This window comes from Methanofastidiosum sp. (assembly GCA_035362715.1).
In the GTDB taxonomy this organism is placed as follows: domain Archaea; phylum Methanobacteriota_B; class Thermococci; order Methanofastidiosales; family Methanofastidiosaceae; genus Methanofastidiosum.
Window position 1 is genome coordinate 223,136 of record DAOSDU010000001.1, and the last position, 17,086, is coordinate 240,221.

The following is a 17,086-nucleotide window of genomic DNA, read 5'->3' on the forward strand; positions in this document are numbered from 1 at the left end:
GATATGGAAAAAAATAGGGAAAATAGGGAAAAATTTTTCTTTTCCATTGAGAAAATCACGACTGCTCATATTGATTTCTCACCAGAAACTTCTTCCCATGATTTCTTAGAAAGTTCCTCTTCCTCCTCCATTTTTTGCTCCCACTCTTTTTTTGATTCCTCTAATTTTCTTCTCCTCTGTTCCTCATCTTCTAAGTACTTCTTGTATCCTTCAGGGTCAAGCTCTGTGTATATCTCCTTGAATTCTTCCTTGTATTGACTTTTCTTTGATTCGTAGCTCATGCCGGAAATATAATTGATCCTCTCGCCCGATATCACCCGCTCAATGAACATCAGATCCTGAATATATTGCTTATTCTCCTCATTATATTCAAGTTCTTTCAGTTTGTTTCTAACATATCGAGTTTTTATCTTTCTAAAATCGGTCATTATTTAAATCTCCCAAAATATTATATGTAGTTTTTAATCCATCAAATACAGAATAACAATTTGATCTAAATCTTTCAAAACTTGGAAAATTAAATACTAAAGGTTCATTTGAAAAATCTTTTAGTTCTATGGATATTTTTGAATGCATGATGCTATTTCTTAATTTAGTTATCTCTCCTATATTATTGATTTTATTAAATGAAGGATAATTATTTGCATTATGATTGTAGAACCATAGTAGATGTATTAAATCAAATGATTCAAATGGATATGATTTATTTTTAGAAGATTCATATCTTTTTTTGGCCTCTTCATATATCCCTATTTTTTTGTCCTTCTCTGCCTTACGTTTGATATATTCAAGTACACTTTCTTCTTTAATTTCTGTAGAAATGAAGATTGAACGCAAATTGTTTTCAAATTCGGATATAACTCCGTATAGATATATTTTTACTGCGGACCTATTATAATCTGAAAAATGAACTATTCCCTCTAGAACATCATCTTTGTAAACGTATTTAATTGGGCTTGCTTCAGTGAAAGATTCTAAAACATCCTTGTCAAATATATGATCAGTTATCTTCAATTTCTCTTCATATTTAATTTCCCTTTTTATAAAATTATTATTCTGTAATACATAAACTAAATTACTATGTTTTGAAGGTAGAGATCCAATGTCTTTTTCCTTACAAAATTTATGTAAGTTTTTTTTATCGATAGTTTCGTAGTAGTAAATATTATTCGTCATCAAATATTCAACGATACAAAGTCTTCTTACATCTGATAAAAATTTTTTGTGCTCATAAGAAAAATTGAGTCTTTCCATAAGACCACTCTAAATTAGTACAATTTACCCGTTATCTCATTATTGTCTTTTTCTTTTATCCAATATTCGATATTATTAATTTTCCAAGGATGGTATGAATTTCTATTTCTAATGTTATCTTCTTTTATTTTTTTGTCCATCTTTTCTTTATCTTTTTCAATTGAAACTAGTATGAAAGAATAATTGGCGTAATCACTAATAATTTTTTCCTGAATACTCTTCCAATTATGTTTGTAGTACTTTAATCCAGCTTTTTCACAAGGCGCACAGTAATTTGTCATAATCATTAAACCTGCAATTAAGTCATATTCTTCTTTGTTTTTCAAATAGTCTACTATAGAATTCAATTTATCTAGATATTTATTTGCGGTAGTTTCAACTTCTACTACGAATAGGGGAGTTTGATTTTTACATAAAATCAAATCTGCATTTTTCTGCCCTATACGGCCTGCACCTGTAAAAGCAGATGGTGCTCCGTCAAGAACTGTATTTGTATCAGATTTTTTTATCCATTCAGTTGAAATTAAACCAATAATTGAATTGTGTCCGCTTCCATAAATATTAGGAAGAGAATTCCAAGAAAAACTTTTAATAAATGATTCTAGATTTAATTTATCCATGCATTCTTATTATTAATAAATATTTATAATAGTTTCCCAACTAATTTTTTTTCTCTTTATTATCGGAAATTAACTTACTCATTTCTCTATTAATTCTAAATTTAACCTATCTACTATTTTTTGAAAATCGATTACCAAAACCTTAAATATCTAGCGATAAAGATCTATTGAATTCTATTTAATCTTAAATTCTTTTTAAGTCCACTAGCTCCATCGCTGTAGGCAGATATATAATTTGATTTCTTGAAGGTCGAGTTTTCATACTTTTTATGAATTCGAAGATCTCATGTCCAAATGGTCTCGTGAGGTAATTTTGGGTTGATATTATAAGAAACTGTTTATCTTCTAATAATTCTAAGGCCGCCAATACAAAAGAAAGAATAACTGCATTTTTATCATCTTCTGATAAACTACTAAAACTATCATAATCAGAAAACCTGTCTTCAACTGTGATGTTATCAGTATTACCAATTTTTATTTTCCCAATTTTTCTCATTGTAGGAGGAAACCTAGCCAGATAGGAGTTAGCCTTTTGTTCTATGATCGTATTTAGTTCTTTATTATCTAGCTTAACTTTATTTTTTAAGCAACATAATACTTCTTTTGAATAATTCTTTTGGCTAAATCTATTTAGATTATCCTCATCTAAAAAGAATAATTCTGAATAGTAATTAGTCAGACAATCTTTTAGAAATAAAATAGAATCATCTTTATTTAAGATTTTAGGAATTCCTTGAGAATTATAATTTGTTATTTGAATGTTATCTTCTTGATTATTCTTTTTACGCGTATTATTCTTTTTACGCGTAATTAAAAATTTATTATTTATACCTAAATTGATTAATAGCTCAACTTTTTGTTCACCTTCAGATTTTGATAAATAACGATCTGGCAAGTAATCTTTTCCAAATAAGCACCAATAAAAAGCATTCATCAATGGATTATAATTTGAGTTATCTTCAAGAACTATAACATGAAAATCGCTGCCATCTTTCTGATTGAACAATATCTCTTTGTTTCTAATACCATAATAGTTTTCCAAAAATATTTTTTCTATTCTCATAGAATGCCTCACTTGTTTTTATATGCTATTTTTTCAGCATAGAACATATTCAATTTTTGAAATGATAATTTTTTATCTAACATATTTTAATCCGCCTTATTTTATATCTACTTAATGAATTTATTTATATTTGAAAAGTTTTTGCATTATTCTTTGATTATTTTCACTTTCAATGTGGGTATAGGAGAACAGAGTTTATATTATTTTTGGGAAGCGATTACCAAAACCTTAAATAACTAGGAATGTAATTCTATTGAATCATATTTTAGGTGTTAATATGTTTTCTCTTGAAAGTATAATGTCAGATTTAAGTAACGAGCGCCCAATATTCCACTCAGAAGCAGATTTCCAACATGCCCTTGCATGGAAAATTCATGAAAAATATCCCAAATACGATATAAGATTGGAAAAGGACTATCCAAAGTTAGATAAAAGAAAGTATCTCGATATTCTTGTAAGCAATAACAACTCTAAAATTGCTATAGAATTAAAGTATAAGAAAAAAAGAATAGAGCATTCTCATAATAATGAATCTTTTAATCTTACTACACAACATGCACAGGACATTGCAAGGTATGACTTTTGTAAAGATATAGGGAGATTAGAAGGATTTGTATCTAAAGACAAGTCATTCTTTGGATACGCAATTTTTCTTACAAATGATCCATTGTATTGGAAGGATTCAAAAAATATCGGCTCTGTTGATTCTGCCTTTAGGATATGTGATAGAAATAAATTAAGGGGCTCTCTTGAATGGAAAGGTGCTTCTGAAGGCACTATGAAGGGTAGAAGAGAAAAGATTAATTTAAACGGACAATATGATCTTGGGTGGGAGAAATACTCCGAGATAAAAGATGATGAAAATGGGATAAAGGAAAATGGACTATTCCAGTATCTTGCTGTAAAAATATAATTGAATTAAGAAAGTGATCAATATGCCCTATGAGTATGACGAGCACGGCTTTGATAAAAATGGCATCCATAAGCTCACGCATAAGATCTACGATCCCAAAGGATACAATAAGGATGGCTTTGACAAGTATGGGTATGATAAGGAAGGCTTTGATGAAAAAGGCTTTGGCAGAAATGGCTTTGACAAAGACGGCATGCACATGAAGACAAAAACAGCCTATGATGAAGATGGATTTAACATAGAGGGCTACAATAGAGAAGGGTTTGATAGGTATGGGTTTGACGGAAAAGGGATCCATAGGGACACCGGGACAAGGTATGACAAACAGGGCTTTGAGAAAGGAGGAGTTCACAGGGAAACTCTTTCCTGGCTTGACAAAGATGGCTACGATATCGAAGGGTACAATAGATTCAGCTTTGATAGAGAAGGTGTCAACAGATTCACAGGGACAAAGTACGGCCCTGACGGCTTTGATAAGAGTGGGCAAAATTATGAAGGAAAGACAAGAGAAGAAATAGAAGCAGAGGATGACGACCCGCATAGATAGTTAAGGCTCTAAATGAAAGGCATCAGAAGACCAAACACTAACTGCCCTTTTGAAGCAGCCTATCGCCCGATTGAGATTCTTTTCTCTATCAACGAACTGGCTTAGATTCAGATACGCATTTCCAAGATTATAGTAGGACATGGCATAGTAGTCAGGATATTCTTCGATAGAATTTGCAGCCACCGCTTCATTTAGATACTCTATTGATCTAAGCAAGGTATCTGTAGAATTATCTTTTATTGGAGATAGCATGTAGGCAATGCCAATCTGATTGATAAGGCCAGTAACATCTTCTCTATACCCAAGCTCAGTAAAAACTTCAAGCGCTTTTTCCATTAACTCTATAGCTTCATAGAACTTCCCTTGGCCAACAAGCTTTGATCCTTCCTCCCAGTCCTTCTTAGCGAGCTTTACTTCGGCCCTTTCATCTTCCATTAGTTTTGTTAGTGACATAGAAACATCAGCAAAATATTTTATCCAAACAGTCCTTGCAGTAGGCCTTATTCCTTTTATCAATATCTTTTACATCTTTAGCTGGGCTCATGGCGCATCCTGGTGTGGTGCAAGCGTCAAGTCCGAGCAGATATCCGAACACATGCAATGCTTCCTTTATCGCTTCGTCCTTTTTTAAATTGGGATCTTTATGGCTGTCCTTTAAGTTAGCTGTTGAGACTATTGCTATATCGCCCCCTTTTTCAGCTTCACCGAAAAGAATTCCCTCGTAGCCTTCCCTATAAATATCAAAATCAGTTAACAAGAGTATTTTTAGAAGGGCGGAAGATTTTGGCCGCCTAACTGTATCCTCCTTTATTTTTTTGCCAAATAGGAAAAGAGGCCTAGTATTGTATTTGCTCATATGGGGGTTGTATGCAGTGCTTGGGATACTATGTTGTAATACTTTATCTTCAGAAGATTTATCAGGATTATGAGGATTATTAAAAAAACAGTCAACATCAATTCCAACTGCATCAGATAGTAGTTTTTGGAACTCCTCCTTGAAATCAAATAGGAATTTTTCATCTAAGTTTCCTATTGGCACAATTTTTACATTAAGTTTAGAAAATATCATGACTTAAAATAAGCGCTAGACCTATAAAAGTTTTATCGGGAGGTGCTTTCATATTCTTAAGAGAAATTAAAATTAATCGAGATTAATAAGTCTCTTCCTTATGTTTTTCAAATCTTTCGAGTAACTCTTGTCTTTGTCTAATCAAATATTCAGAATAGTTCCCCCATCTGTTCTTACATTCTTTGCAGTACCACTCGGGCGAGTCCTCACTAATGCAACACCCTCCCAATACAAGCTCTCCCTTTTACTCCTTTTCATACATCTCATACATTGGCAATCCATAATAAATTGGAACAGTATTCTCTCCCCCGCATTTTGGGCATTTTGGATTTTTTCCCATAAGATTTTCCTCATTTTATTATATTTAAATATTTAGGAAGAATTAATTAGTTCTAAATAAAAAAAATTGACTGCTCCGCTCTTAAATCCCATAAAGAACTCTAGGCAAAAGTTTAAATGAGATAAGAATTATTTTTAAATAATTATAATGGTGATAGCTATGAGAAAAATAATAACTTTATTGTTAAGCTTGTTATTTGTTGGAAGCACATTTGGGGTAGCATCAGCCCTTAGCAGTGCTGTAGACATTCCATGCTCTTCATGTGATGGTTCAGCTCCATGTCTATGCGAAGGATCCCCTTACGGGATTAGTATGACGACAGTTAAAGTTGGGCAAACATTTACCATTACCCATAACAAACAAGAGACATATTGGCAGTGGATAAAAGTCGATGATTTTACACGCCAAGAGATATGGGGTGAAGTCGTTTTGAATGGACTTCCAGTTCGTTTGGGTCTTGTAGAATTAATAGACTTTAGAGCATATTATACTGATGGGTCATCCTATGATTACGAAGAAGCATTCAAAAAAGGAAGCGGAGGTCTTGATCACACAGTATACACATTTAGGGCAGTTCGCCCAGGTACAGTATATTTCACATTCAAATGCAATCCCAGAACAGGGCCATGTAGTTGCTGTGATAGGGTAGTCCCAGTCAGAATAGCCCCAAGTCTACCAATGCTTTCATTCATGAAGATATTTGGATTTGGTAAAACAGATTAATATCTTTCTTTTTATCTTTATAATTTGAATTATTTTTTTACCAGTAAATTTAGAAGATAAATCTCATTAGGAAAGTGAGTGTAATGGATTGCGTATTATGTAAGAAACCAATTGAGAAATATAATGCAAAATTAAATCAGCTAAAGATTGATGAGTCTAATAGTGTGGACATATGTTTAGATTGCATTGATAAATTTCTAAACTGGCAAAAGACAATATTTGCAACTCTTTTCCCTACAAAAGTTGCCAAGAAGTGGGCCAGTAAGAAATGAACCTATGAAAAATATTCTATAGGGCTCTAACCTGACTTTGCATCTCTCTTCTTACCTTCCCGATTGCATCCATAATGATCATATCCTTCCCTATCAAAACCATCCTTGTCAAAGCCGTTATACCCATATTTTGTCCCATTTCTGTGAAGGTCGTTTCTATCAAATCCATTTTTGTCGTACCCGTCTTTGTCAAATCCTTCTTTATCTCGGCCAAATCTATCATAGCCAGCTCTGTTATAGCCTTCTCTATCAAATCCCTTGTCATCATAGCCGTCTTTGTCAATGTTCTGAAAGTTAAATTTTCTGCCTGTATATCTATGGATGCCTTGTTTATTGAATCCTTTTTTATCGAAGCCCGCTTTGGAGTATCCTGCTCTATTATAGCCTTCTCTATCAAATCCGTGCTTATCATAGCCTTCCAAATCATAGCCGTGCCTGTCAAAGCCTTCTTTAGTGAAGCCACTGCTATCAAAAACTTCTGTATCAGAAATACTCTCTAGATAAACATTACATATCGGGCATTTTTCTAATTCCATGACAAATTTAATACCACAGCTCGGGCATTGTTTTCCTAAAATATCGGACATACTAAATCATTCTCTTAATAATTAAATGGTAGCTTGATATAAATTTCTTGTTATGACTATGAGAAAGTTGGCCCTAAAAATAGATTTTGTTTTCTTACCGTTTATGGGCTAGTCTTCGATATAATTTAAAATCAATAAAGTTTTATATATACAAATATATTTTAATTGTTAGATGGATAAGATTTTTGATAAAAAACTCCACAAACTAGAAGATATAATGATTGAGGTTTTGGGCTCAAACAATATCTTTGCCATGGACCCTGAACTAAAAGAAATATGGAACAATGATGAAGATGACCTCTGGGACTATCTTTAGGCAGAGAGAATATATCAAAAATGATTGAGATTAATATTTAGAACTGACATAACTATTTTTAATTATTTGGCCCTAAAAATAAGGCCAGTGAGATAAATCCTATTAAAAAAATACCGTGTTTTGTTTAATAAGAAGGATTCATATTAAAGGATCCTTTAATATTCCCAACTTCTATTAAAAGAAAAGGCCATTTCGTTTAATAGAAACTATTTCTATTAAAAAATAATGCAAAATTTTAAATAGAATAAACCCGTATAGTAATATGTGGAAGCAGAAAATTATAAAAATGCATTTGGAAAAATAGTGCCTATTGAAAATAGAGCGGGTGAGCAATACAATGTTTTCATACCAGACCCCTTGCCCCCAAAGGTTGATTTTGATGAAGAACTGGTCTTGATACTGTCAAAGGCTGAAGAGAAACTAGGAAAACTATCAGGGGTGGGATTAACACTTCCAAGTCCAAATCTACTTATCATCCCTTACCTAAGAAAAGAAGCTATAATGAGCACAAGAATAGAAGGCACAAGAATATCTCTGCAAGAAGTATTGCTTTCAGAATCAAAAGAGGGGGAAGAAAAAACTCCTGATGCGAGAGAGGTAATTAATTACATAAACACTGTCAATTTTGCCTTAAAGCAAATTGAAAAAAATCAGATAGATTTGAGCCTTATAAAAAACATGCATGAGATACTGATGGAAGGTGTCAGAGGGGACGAACGGTTGCCAGGAAAATTTAGGGAAGTCCAGAACTGGATTGGCTCTGAGCTATCCAAAGTATCCGATGCTGTTTTTGTCCCGCCAAATCCTGAATCTGTTCCAGAATTGATGGATGAACTGATAGATTACCTAAATACAGAGCACAATGTTCCAGTCCTAGTCAGATGTGCATTGATGCATTACCAGTTTGAGACTATCCACCCGTTCTGCGATGGCAATGGCAGGATAGGCCGAAGCCTCATATCGGTCTATTTATGCAAGAAAAAGAAGATAATAAAACCACTGCTTTATATCAGTGAATTTTTTGAAAAGTACAGGCTCCAATACAATGAGCTATTGCTTAAAACTGGTCAAACAGGCAGATTTGAGGAGTGGATTAAATTCTTTTTAAAGGCCGTTGAAGTTCAATCAGAAGATGCGTTACTAAGGGCGCAAAAACTTCTGGACCTAAGAGAATCATATAGGAAAAGGGTCCAAATGGAGACACATACTTCTGACATATTAAACATAATAGATTACTTGTTTTCAAATCCTTTTATTACAGTCTCTAGGGCAGGAAAAGAATCTGGCGTTACCTATCCAACTGCAAAGAAGTATATCGATAAATTAATCAAATATGAAATCTTAAAGGAAACAAAACGCCAAGAAAGAGAAAAAATCTATGTTGCACATGAGATTTACGAGATAATAAAAGAGATTTAAAACTATAAAGTTGTTCTAATTTTAAAGTAACTTGGCCCTAAAAATAAGGCCAGTGAGATAAATCCTATTAAAAATAAACAATTTCTATTAAAAGATAGGGCCAGATCTAAAGATAAACTCTTAATATGCATCAATTTTATATATTCTTTATTAGTAATTAGAATATATGAAGCTAACAGTTATATTGGAGCCTCAGGAAGAAGGAGGATTCACTGTTTATGTTCCTTCTCTTCCCGGCTGTATTTCCCAAGGGGAGACAAAAGCTGAAGCGCTAAAGAATATCAAAGAGGCCATCGAACTATACCTGGAGCCGGATGTAAATGAGCTTGTGGAGTATTCCGGAGAAAGGCTCGAAGTGGCTATATGAACTCTGCTGTCCTTTCAGGCTTAGAAGTTATCAAAATCCTAAAAAAGGCAGGATTTATTGCAGTAAGGCAAAAAGGCTCCCATGTTAGACTTGAGAAACTAGGCGAAAATGGGCTTATCAAAGTCACCGTCCCGCTTCACAAAGAACTAAAGAAAGGTACATTAATGAGAATAATAAAAGATTCTGGATTAACACCGGAAGAATTTGAGCAATACAAATAGTTTTCATATTAAAAGATCCTTTAAGATTCCCAACTTCTATTAAAGAAATAATAGAAAATTTTTAATAGAATTAGCCCTAATAAAAGAGATTTAAAATAATAAAAAGGCCCTGATTTTAATATAACTTGGCCCTAAAATAACGAACTTCTACTTATTTTTCTCAAATTTTTTTGGTAATTAAATACCATTAGTCTTAAATATATACTTGCCATGCTATCTATCATGAAAGGAAAATCATTATTACTGGGAATTATTATATTGACAATTTCCCTATCTGCCGTTTCGGGCAGCAATGGGGATTTTTATAATATTTCTTTTAATTCAGATGATGCCATAGTACATATAGACATCAAAGATAGCGATGTCGTTTATTTCACGCAGAACGGTAATGTATATCGGGCCGATATGAATTCAAACAAGTCCGTCCTCTTAGACTCTCTGGGCTCTAAGGTGGCCCAGATTACATCTTCTGGGAACATGATATCAGTTAGAACTCAAGATAAGAAGCTCTACGTATTCAATCACGATAAGAGGGTATTGTACAAATTTATAGCCCACCAGGGGGAACTCCAGCGGGTTATTATTGATGACAAGGGGTATCTTGCCGTAATTACTATAAAGGACATAGGGTTGGGCACAAGAGAGTGGGTAGGCTATGTTTATTCCCCGTCAGGGGATTTAATAGCCCAGAACAACTCAAGCTCAGTTTTATCATCCTTTACTTCATTAAATGACAAATTGGTCTTTGGGGCCGGGAACGGTAATGTTTCGGTCTATGACAGCTCTGGATCTAGTAGGCTTTGGGTAAACAACATAGGGACTAGGATTAAAGATTTCCTGCACTACGGCGATGATGTGCTCCTAGCCTCAGAGAAATCCATCTACGCCCTCTCCTACACAGAAGAGCCGATACTATCAAAGATACTGTCCATTGAGGAATACCCGGATCTCCTAGTAAGTGATAACCTAAGGGCTGGCGTTTCATCTACTGAAGGCTGCCTTTACCTATTGAGGAACTATTCTCTTGAAAATCAGTTCTCCTTTAACGGTGAGGAGATATTGAAGAACTGCCAGGGAAATGACAAGATTAAGGATGTTTCCCTTCTAGGCGACAAGACTGTTGTTCTGACTGATAAAGGGAAGATATTTGTAATAGAAAATGGCGAGAATAAGCTCTTGATAAATAAGAATTACCAGGGCATGATTACCTCCAAAGTCAGCGGATACCTTGATGGGAGTGAGAAGCTCTACGTGGTGTCGGTGGATGACTACAGGCTTGATTTCTATAGTTTTGATAATATACTAAAGCTAGAGGGAGAGATAAATACTGCCAAGGATAACTACAGATCATTCCTTGACAAAGTTGGAGAAGAAAATGTCCCAACTTTTGAAGGGGAAACTTTGTTGAACACTATTAAAAGTAACTACAACAAGGCATTGTCTTCCTGGGAGTCAGGCGACTATAAGTCTTCAAAAGAATACTTGGATAAATTCAATACCGGGATAAACGAGTATTTCGGTGAGAAGGAAACTAAGAGCATCAATCTATTCTCAATAATCCTAATTGTTACAGTTTCGATACTGGCAATTATTGCTATACTCTTTTCAATGAGGAAGAAAAGCACAGTGTGTCCAAACTGCGGATATACCCTAAAGGAGTACTGGAGCCATTGTCCAAAATGCGGACAACATAAAGGAGGGCGATAAATTGAACTTTGGAATAGGTAAAGAAAGCGATCCTAAAGCTAAGTGCCCAAGCTGTAATGCCAATGTTTCTGAAGTGCCAAGGGGCGACAGATTCTTCTGCCCGTTCTGCGGGGAGAGCCTAAAAAAGAAGTATGTCACATTGAGTGCAAACAGGAACAGGATTAGGATAACAGTTGATCCAATATCGCCTTCTGGAAGGGAAGATTTCAGGTCATTTTTCCCTGAGTCAGTTCTATCCTATATATCTAGAAGGCACTTTAAGTTCACAGAAGAAAATGGAGAAGTCTGCATCGAGGACATCGGCAGTGCAAACGGCACCCTCTTAAACGGAAAGGAGATTAGAGGCGGCGGCTTGTTCACCATAAAGAAAGGCGATAATATCGACCTTGGCGGAAGGCTAAGGGTTACTGTTGAGGGGATTGAGTTTGAATCGGTCTGATAAGCGGATCATCTTAACTATTTTTGTTATTTTTTTATTGTCCACTTCTATGCTTTGGTGCGTCTCTTGTGATTACGCCCCTTATGAAAGCTATGAAGATGAGATTATCACTTCAAACATTAAAATTACCAATGCGGAGAATAACATTAGGGGCGGCAGATTGGATGATGCGCTGGAAAATCTTAGCGATGTCCCGCAATTGTTACTTGAAGTTAACGAGATGTGGTACAAGGATTACTACACAAATCAAATAAAGGATCTCTCTAGCGAGTATAAAGATTCTAACAGTTCAATTATTAGTCAACTTGACAGTGCCAAATACAAAAATCTGGGGGAAATGATAGCTATACTTGATGCCATCCTTTTGAGAAAAGAGGATATGGGCAAGTTAGGTGGATTTCAGGAAAAAATTTCCGCGCTCAATAGCAATATCGGCACCTCCTATCTGGAATATGGCATAATATCCAAAATCCAGGAAGATTACAAAAAAATATCAGACCTCACCAATAAATTAAAGATAATAGAGGCAAAGATAACTCCCTCCAGTATAGAAAATCCAGAAAGTATCCTCACGATCGTAAAAGATTACACTATAGTTCAAGACGACCCAAACTACGCCTCCATTTTCCAGGGGAATGAAAATAGCTGGGTTAGAAAAAGAGTTTCTTTTTTTAATGATCTTTACGATATCTCCCTCGATATGGAGACGGTAGGCGTAACTAAAAATTATAATTATGATGCCGTCCTATCCAGGTTGCAGAGTTTAGAGCAAAAAGTTTCAGATTTAAAGCTTGAGCCGGGTGCGGAAACTTTTGTTAAGGAGTCGCTCAATACCAAGAAGGCATATGTGACGGAATTAAAAGGGAATCAAGGGAAGCTCAAATACACCTACATATTAATTTTAGTTATATCCTCACTAGTTGCAATATTTGCTCTTGTCTACATATTCTTCTTTACAGGCAGGAAAAAGGAAAAGATTCAGGAAGGCGACATATCAAAATTGCTAGAAGGAAGGACCTTATTAATCTTTGATTCAAGAAAGTATGGCAACTCGGCGCATCCAAAGAATATAGAGGTCTATGCAGAATCGGATGTGGGATTAAAGAGGGAGCTAAATGAGGATTCTATAGGTATTGCATTCAATAGGGATGGATCAAAGGGCCTATTTGTCCTTGCAGATGGCATGGGCGGGCACAACGCCGGGGAAGTGGCGAGTAAGATTGCGATCCAAACTGTTTTGGAGGATGGTAAGAAGGAACTATTTGATTACCAGGAGCTAAATGATATCGAGATAAAAGATATCCTAAGGAACATTGTTTACAACGCCCACGAAGAGATACTCTGCATATCAAAATCAAATCCCGGCATGTGCAACATGGGGACAACTCTAGAAGTTGTGTTCCTAAATAAGGACCACATATACTATGCCCATGTAGGGGATTCCAGGATTTACACGACCTATACGGATGGCGATTCTGAAGAAAGGATATCCAGGGTGACAACAGACCACTCTGAGCTTGGCACATACATGGAAAGATGCGGAGTCACAGAAGCTGAAGCAAGAAAGAATGTGCCTTCAAATGTGATCACTCAGGCTGTGGGCATCACATCCGCACCTTTAAATCCGGACGTAGGCGATTTCCATATCGGTAAGAATAATTGGATTTTAATCTGTTCTGATGGGCTTTCAGATATGGTCCAGGACGATTCATACATAGGCAAAGTACTGATACATAGCAAGCTGGATGTTGTATCAAAAGTAAAAGAACTCGTCCAGGCGGCCAAGGATATGGGCGGCAAGGACAATATCTCCCTAATATTATTTAGAAGAAGGTGAGCCCTTAGATGCTAAGAAATGGGGAAGAGCTAAGGGGGAATTCTGGTGCAATTTACAAAGTCCAGAAGAAGCTAAGGGAAGGTGGAATGGGGGTGATCTGGCTTGCCAAAAGCTCAGAGGGCTTCCATGTGATCCTAAAGTCGCCTAAGCTTGACGGGGAAAATGATGATATAAAAATTGAAAAGATACTTATTGAAAATGATTTCTTATCAAATCTTTCCCACCCAAATATAGTCGGATACCTTGATACCATCCACCACGTCTATTATGAGAAAAGATTCCCCATAATTGTTATGCAGTTTGTTGATGGCGATAGGGTAAAGGAGATGTACTGGGGAAATCCCGCTTCAGAAGACGAAGCGATGCGCATTATTGTCCCCATTTTAAACTCTATAAGCTACCTCCATTCTATGAACATCATACACAGGGATATCAAGCCAGAGAATATCCTGATGGATGGCGAAAAGCCCGTATTAATTGACTTTGGGGCTGCAAGAAGCGGGTATAAGGAAGCAGAGCTTGTCATAGGGACCCCTGGTTGGGCGGCCCCAGAGCAATTGAACGGTAGCGCGCCTTCACCGCAAAGCGACATCTACTCTATCGGCGCCTTGATATTCTATATGATGACCGGTAAAGAACCGAGGTCATACCAATTGGATGACGGGCGACTTACTGTAGACCCGCTCTCTCTAAATATGAAAATGCCGAGGAAAATGTCCGAAGTAATAAAAAAATGCCTCGATATAAATCCCTCTTTTAGATTTCTAACGGTAACAGAAATTAGGGACTATCTTATCGCGGGGGAGAACATAGGGGGAAGCTACTCGGGGATGCAGAGGATAATTATCTGCGGCGAGGTAGTGCCTTTAGTTATGAATAGTTACAGTATTGCAAGGGATAGGACTCAAGGCGGAACGGGGCTTGCCAATATTGAGATACTTGAGCCGGGGCCTGTTTTTTACATATCAAGAGGCCCCCCTTCTTCTGGATACTTGCTTCTGCAAAAAATAGGATACGAGTGGTTTGCTGTTGATGTAAACACTGGAAACGGCGTATTTGTCTTCAAAAATAGCCAGTGGGCCCGTTTAGAGAAAAATAATCCTAAAAGGCTAGAAGATGGGGATCAGATATGCTTTGGCTACAATAAAATCCAAGGGCCGTATATGCCTTTCTTATATAAAAAAGATTAAAAAATAAATTTATAGGGTTTTGAACTCTATCTTCATTGCCTTTCCTACTGTGATTACATCAGAGTGCTTCAGGGCAACTTTTTCTCCCTTCCTAATATCAATTCCGTTGACCTTTGTACCGTTGCTGCTGTCAAGATCTTCCAGGTAGTATCTTACTTGCTCTGTCTGCTCGTTGAATGCCATGGTAATTCTAAAGTGGCCTCCGCTAGTCTTTCTAGAAATTGACTGGGCTTCCATAGGGGTGATGAATCTCTCAAAGTCTTCCCTGCCAAAGATTCTGTGTATCTCGTTTACTACCCTTATAGTTTCCTGTGGGTGGTACAAGATATAAGAAGGGTTTGATGCAGTTTCAACTTTTCTTCCAACGACTGTTTTGTCGTCTTGCGGCATTGAAAATCCAGGCCTTTTAAGTCCCGTGTCCACTATTGTTTCTCCGTAGGAGCCTTCCGGCCTTCTGTAGGGCTGGGCTGAAGTTTGATTGATTCTTACCCCGCCTGTTGCCGAGGGCCTGCTGAACAATGTCTGCTCTGGCGCATGCTCACCGGGCTTTTTAGTTATTTTGTAACTGATAGTGCCCACTTCCCCAATATACTTAAAGTATTGAGCAGTTTGCTTATGCAAGACCAGTAGCATGATAACTACTAGAGATAAGCCCAATATTGGTAGAGGCAGCAAAAGAAGTCCACCGATGTATTTTATTTTCCCAAGTATGTCCCCTAGCTGGGGAACAGTAGTTGCAAGTATTGAAATAATTGAAAGTCCTGCAAGGAGTATTATCTCTCCAAACCTCGACCAATTCCTGCCTTTATACAGGAAGTATCCAACCACTATGAAAAAAACTCCAAATATTACTGGAAGGAGCATAGCGGGCTGTGAAAATATAATGGATGAATATATTGATGCTAGCACCAATACAAATCCTAATAAAATTGATAGTGAGGAAACTAAAGTGACAACTATTGGCACTCTATAAAATCCCCCTCTTGTTTGATTCATTACTTACCACCTCTCCATTTATTACGTATAAAGCCTCTATTTTTGATTATATTAATATTTCTATCCCATCTAGAGGCAAATATCCGCTTAATTTTTGTACCCACCCGAGAGTGGTGCACCCTTTATAAGAATAATCTATTTGTCCGCTTATATAAATGTATGGAAAATGAAGCATTTTCTACAATCAAAGCCTCAAAAGTGCGTTCTCCCTGTTCCTAATCGCCTCAGTGTAGTTTGGATCTATTGCAATTGCCTTGTCGTAGCAGATTATGGCTTCAGAATAGTTTCCTATATTAAAGAATACAATCCCCTTATTGTTCCATGCCTGCTTATACTCTGGATTAAGTTCGATTGCCTTATCGTAGCAGATTATGGCTTCAGGGTACTTGCCCTGATTTTTAAGTGTGACCCCTTTATCATTCCATGCGCTTGCATAGTTTGGATCTATTTCAATTGCCTTGTCGTAGCAGATTATGGCTTCAGGGTACTTGCCCTGTTTATTGAATTCTATTCCTTTGCCATACCAAGAAAATGCAAGGTATTCTCTGGCTTTTGTATTGTTTGGATTGATCATTATGACTTTTTCAAAGTTTGATATGGCCTCGTCGTAATTTTTTTGATTATAGTAAGACACACCTTCATCATAATACCTGTTGACGTTATGCATTAAAGCCAAAGCAATCACGGCTATAGAGGACAACAATAAAACGGCGAATATAGATGCCAAAAACTTCTTGGAATATGGTCTCTTTACAGAATGAAAATTTTCATTTGTTGTCTGCCCAAGATTTCCAGCGCTATAGTCGTTATTCTGTTGGGCCGTTTGAGAGGGGGCGTTGCCATAGATCTGCGTCTTTGTTTCAATGGGTATGTTGTCTGAATATATCTGGGTCTTTGTCTCCACAGGTATATCGCTAGATTTTGGAGGGGCCATATGCTCATTTACAATAGCCTGCCCGCAGTTGGGGCATTCCTTCCAGTTAGTGTTAATTAGTTTATTACACATTTCACATACAGTTTTTAGCTTGGAGTTACAGTTAGGGCATGACGACATATGTTCGTCAATCTCTTTTTTGCAATAAGGGCATAATAAGCGTTCCATGTGACCTAACAAGACCATAATTTCAAAATATATAAATATATGGAAAATCTCGGCTGTGGGACATATTAACCTGCATTTAGATTCAAAAGATTGTGCCAGAGCGC

At 36.3% G+C, this 17,086-nt stretch carries 22 protein-coding genes; 12 read left to right on the plus strand and 10 right to left on the minus strand.

From position 1 onward, the window contains the following. Window positions 1–65: 65 nt before the first annotated feature. The 4 genes from PLI06_01215 to PLI06_01230 all read right to left on the minus strand — a co-directional run bounded on the left by PLI06_01215 (window position 66) and on the right by PLI06_01230 (window position 2,937). Window positions 66–428: a hypothetical protein gene (locus PLI06_01215; GenBank protein ID HOI76219.1), complete on the minus strand. Its 363-nt coding sequence runs from the start codon at window positions 426–428 to the stop codon at window positions 66–68. Continuing rightward, window positions 415–1,254, minus strand: a complete 840-nt coding sequence (locus PLI06_01220; GenBank protein HOI76220.1) for a hypothetical protein — start codon at window positions 1,252–1,254, stop codon at window positions 415–417. The genes PLI06_01215 and PLI06_01220 overlap by 14 nt, the downstream gene beginning before the upstream one ends. A 14-nt stretch (window positions 1,255–1,268) precedes the next feature. Further along, a complete protein-coding gene (locus PLI06_01225) occupies window positions 1,269–1,874 on the minus strand; it encodes a hypothetical protein (protein HOI76221.1) in 606 nt (201 codons plus the stop codon). A 184-nt stretch (window positions 1,875–2,058) separates the two neighbouring features. Next, window positions 2,059–2,937, minus strand: a complete 879-nt coding sequence (locus tag PLI06_01230) for a hypothetical protein (protein ID HOI76222.1) — start codon at window positions 2,935–2,937, stop codon at window positions 2,059–2,061. A gap of 277 nt (window positions 2,938–3,214) precedes the next feature. Here PLI06_01230 and PLI06_01235 point away from each other — a divergent pair, with 277 nt between their 5' ends. Both PLI06_01235 and PLI06_01240 read left to right on the plus strand, forming a co-directional pair. Then, window positions 3,215–3,850: a hypothetical protein gene (locus PLI06_01235; GenBank protein ID HOI76223.1), complete on the plus strand. Its 636-nt coding sequence runs from the start codon at window positions 3,215–3,217 to the stop codon at window positions 3,848–3,850. Window positions 3,851–3,872: 22 nt separating this feature from the next. Beyond that, a complete protein-coding gene (locus tag PLI06_01240; protein HOI76224.1) occupies window positions 3,873–4,397 on the plus strand; it encodes a hypothetical protein in 525 nt (174 codons plus the stop codon). Here PLI06_01240 and PLI06_01245 read toward each other — a convergent pair whose 3' ends face one another. The 3 genes from PLI06_01245 to PLI06_01255 all read right to left on the minus strand — a co-directional run bounded on the left by PLI06_01245 (window position 4,398) and on the right by PLI06_01255 (window position 5,695). Next, entirely contained in the window at window positions 4,398–4,850 is a 453-nt protein-coding gene (locus PLI06_01245) for a hypothetical protein (protein HOI76225.1), read from the minus strand. It lies immediately after the preceding gene. Window positions 4,851–4,857: 7 nt separating this feature from the next. Then, window positions 4,858–5,466 (minus strand): hypothetical protein, encoded by a 609-nt coding sequence (locus PLI06_01250; GenBank protein HOI76226.1) that lies wholly within the window; start codon window positions 5,464–5,466, stop codon window positions 4,858–4,860. Between the two features lie 82 nt (window positions 5,467–5,548). Next, entirely contained in the window at window positions 5,549–5,695 is a 147-nt protein-coding gene (locus PLI06_01255) for a hypothetical protein (protein ID HOI76227.1), read from the minus strand. Window positions 5,696–5,965: 270 nt separating this feature from the next. Between PLI06_01255 and PLI06_01260 the strand changes: the two genes are divergently transcribed. Beyond that, window positions 5,966–6,529 (plus strand): hypothetical protein, encoded by a 564-nt coding sequence (locus tag PLI06_01260; GenBank protein ID HOI76228.1) that lies wholly within the window; start codon window positions 5,966–5,968, stop codon window positions 6,527–6,529. Window positions 6,530–6,612: 83 nt separating this feature from the next. After that, window positions 6,613–6,801, plus strand: coding sequence for a hypothetical protein (locus PLI06_01265; GenBank protein ID HOI76229.1), 189 nt, complete (start codon window positions 6,613–6,615; stop codon window positions 6,799–6,801). A gap of 26 nt (window positions 6,802–6,827) precedes the next feature. On the opposite strand, the gene PLI06_01270 is transcribed toward PLI06_01265, so the two are convergent. After that, the gene (locus PLI06_01270; GenBank protein ID HOI76230.1) at window positions 6,828–7,388 is read right to left on the minus strand and encodes a hypothetical protein; all 561 of its coding nucleotides are present in this window, start codon (window positions 7,386–7,388) and stop codon (window positions 6,828–6,830) included. 172 nt (window positions 7,389–7,560) lie between these two features. Between PLI06_01270 and PLI06_01275 the strand changes: the two genes are divergently transcribed. The 8 genes from PLI06_01275 (at window position 7,561) to PLI06_01310 (ending at window position 14,884) form a co-directional block, all read left to right on the plus strand. Next, entirely contained in the window at window positions 7,561–7,704 is a 144-nt protein-coding gene (locus tag PLI06_01275; protein HOI76231.1) for a hypothetical protein, read from the plus strand. A gap of 264 nt (window positions 7,705–7,968) precedes the next feature. Beyond that, complete coding sequence (locus PLI06_01280) at window positions 7,969–9,123, plus strand: Fic family protein (GenBank protein ID HOI76232.1); 1,155 nt, start codon at window positions 7,969–7,971, stop codon at window positions 9,121–9,123. 166 nt (window positions 9,124–9,289) lie between these two features. Beyond that, entirely contained in the window at window positions 9,290–9,490 is a 201-nt protein-coding gene (locus PLI06_01285; GenBank protein HOI76233.1) for a type II toxin-antitoxin system HicB family antitoxin, read from the plus strand. Then, the gene (locus PLI06_01290; GenBank protein HOI76234.1) at window positions 9,487–9,711 is read left to right on the plus strand and encodes a type II toxin-antitoxin system HicA family toxin; all 225 of its coding nucleotides are present in this window, start codon (window positions 9,487–9,489) and stop codon (window positions 9,709–9,711) included. Before PLI06_01285 ends, PLI06_01290 begins: the two co-directional genes overlap by 4 nt. A 222-nt stretch (window positions 9,712–9,933) precedes the next feature. Continuing rightward, a complete protein-coding gene (locus PLI06_01295; protein ID HOI76235.1) occupies window positions 9,934–11,418 on the plus strand; it encodes a hypothetical protein in 1,485 nt (494 codons plus the stop codon). Between the two features lies 1 nt (window position 11,419). Continuing rightward, window positions 11,420–11,857, plus strand: a complete 438-nt coding sequence (locus PLI06_01300; GenBank protein HOI76236.1) for an FHA domain-containing protein — start codon at window positions 11,420–11,422, stop codon at window positions 11,855–11,857. Next, window positions 11,844–13,694, plus strand: coding sequence for a protein phosphatase 2C domain-containing protein (locus PLI06_01305; protein HOI76237.1), 1,851 nt, complete (start codon window positions 11,844–11,846; stop codon window positions 13,692–13,694). The genes PLI06_01300 and PLI06_01305 overlap by 14 nt, the downstream gene beginning before the upstream one ends. 8 nt (window positions 13,695–13,702) lie before the next feature. Then, window positions 13,703–14,884 (plus strand): protein kinase, encoded by a 1,182-nt coding sequence (locus PLI06_01310; GenBank protein ID HOI76238.1) that lies wholly within the window; start codon window positions 13,703–13,705, stop codon window positions 14,882–14,884. Between the two features lie 9 nt (window positions 14,885–14,893). Here PLI06_01310 and PLI06_01315 read toward each other — a convergent pair whose 3' ends face one another. Then, on the minus strand, window positions 14,894–15,880 hold the full coding sequence (locus PLI06_01315; GenBank protein ID HOI76239.1) for an FHA domain-containing protein: 987 nt from the start codon (window positions 15,878–15,880) through the stop codon (window positions 14,894–14,896). 184 nt (window positions 15,881–16,064) lie between these two features. Beyond that, window positions 16,065–17,086 (minus strand): tetratricopeptide repeat protein (locus PLI06_01320; protein ID HOI76240.1); only part of this gene is annotated, 1,022 nt, incomplete at its 5' end.

What these genes read in the sequence shown, in the direction of transcription:
- PLI06_01315 (HOI76239.1), bottom strand. Translation starts at nt 15,880, where the DNA reads ATGAATCAAACAAGAGGGGGATTTTATAGAGTGCCAATAGTTGTCACT.
- PLI06_01260 (HOI76228.1), top strand. Translation starts at nt 5,966, where the DNA reads ATGAGAAAAATAATAACTTTATTGTTAAGCTTGTTATTTGTTGGAAGC.
- PLI06_01295 (HOI76235.1), top strand. Translation starts at nt 9,934, where the DNA reads ATGAAAGGAAAATCATTATTACTGGGAATTATTATATTGACAATTTCC.
- PLI06_01290 (HOI76234.1), top strand. Translation starts at nt 9,487, where the DNA reads ATGAACTCTGCTGTCCTTTCAGGCTTAGAAGTTATCAAAATCCTAAAA.
- PLI06_01285 (HOI76233.1), top strand. Translation starts at nt 9,290, where the DNA reads ATGAAGCTAACAGTTATATTGGAGCCTCAGGAAGAAGGAGGATTCACT.
- PLI06_01225 (HOI76221.1), bottom strand. Translation starts at nt 1,874, where the DNA reads ATGGATAAATTAAATCTAGAATCATTTATTAAAAGTTTTTCTTGGAAT.
- PLI06_01215 (HOI76219.1), bottom strand. Translation starts at nt 428, where the DNA reads ATGACCGATTTTAGAAAGATAAAAACTCGATATGTTAGAAACAAACTG.
- PLI06_01220 (HOI76220.1), bottom strand. Translation starts at nt 1,254, where the DNA reads ATGGAAAGACTCAATTTTTCTTATGAGCACAAAAAATTTTTATCAGAT.
- PLI06_01230 (HOI76222.1), bottom strand. Translation starts at nt 2,937, where the DNA reads ATGAGAATAGAAAAAATATTTTTGGAAAACTATTATGGTATTAGAAAC.
- PLI06_01250 (HOI76226.1), bottom strand. Translation starts at nt 5,466, where the DNA reads ATGATATTTTCTAAACTTAATGTAAAAATTGTGCCAATAGGAAACTTA.
- PLI06_01270 (HOI76230.1), bottom strand. Translation starts at nt 7,388, where the DNA reads ATGTCCGATATTTTAGGAAAACAATGCCCGAGCTGTGGTATTAAATTT.
- PLI06_01275 (HOI76231.1), top strand. Translation starts at nt 7,561, where the DNA reads ATGGATAAGATTTTTGATAAAAAACTCCACAAACTAGAAGATATAATG.
- PLI06_01265 (HOI76229.1), top strand. Translation starts at nt 6,613, where the DNA reads ATGGATTGCGTATTATGTAAGAAACCAATTGAGAAATATAATGCAAAA.
- PLI06_01235 (HOI76223.1), top strand. Translation starts at nt 3,215, where the DNA reads ATGTTTTCTCTTGAAAGTATAATGTCAGATTTAAGTAACGAGCGCCCA.
- PLI06_01240 (HOI76224.1), top strand. Translation starts at nt 3,873, where the DNA reads ATGCCCTATGAGTATGACGAGCACGGCTTTGATAAAAATGGCATCCAT.
- PLI06_01310 (HOI76238.1), top strand. Translation starts at nt 13,703, where the DNA reads ATGCTAAGAAATGGGGAAGAGCTAAGGGGGAATTCTGGTGCAATTTAC.
- PLI06_01245 (HOI76225.1), bottom strand. Translation starts at nt 4,850, where the DNA reads ATGTCACTAACAAAACTAATGGAAGATGAAAGGGCCGAAGTAAAGCTC.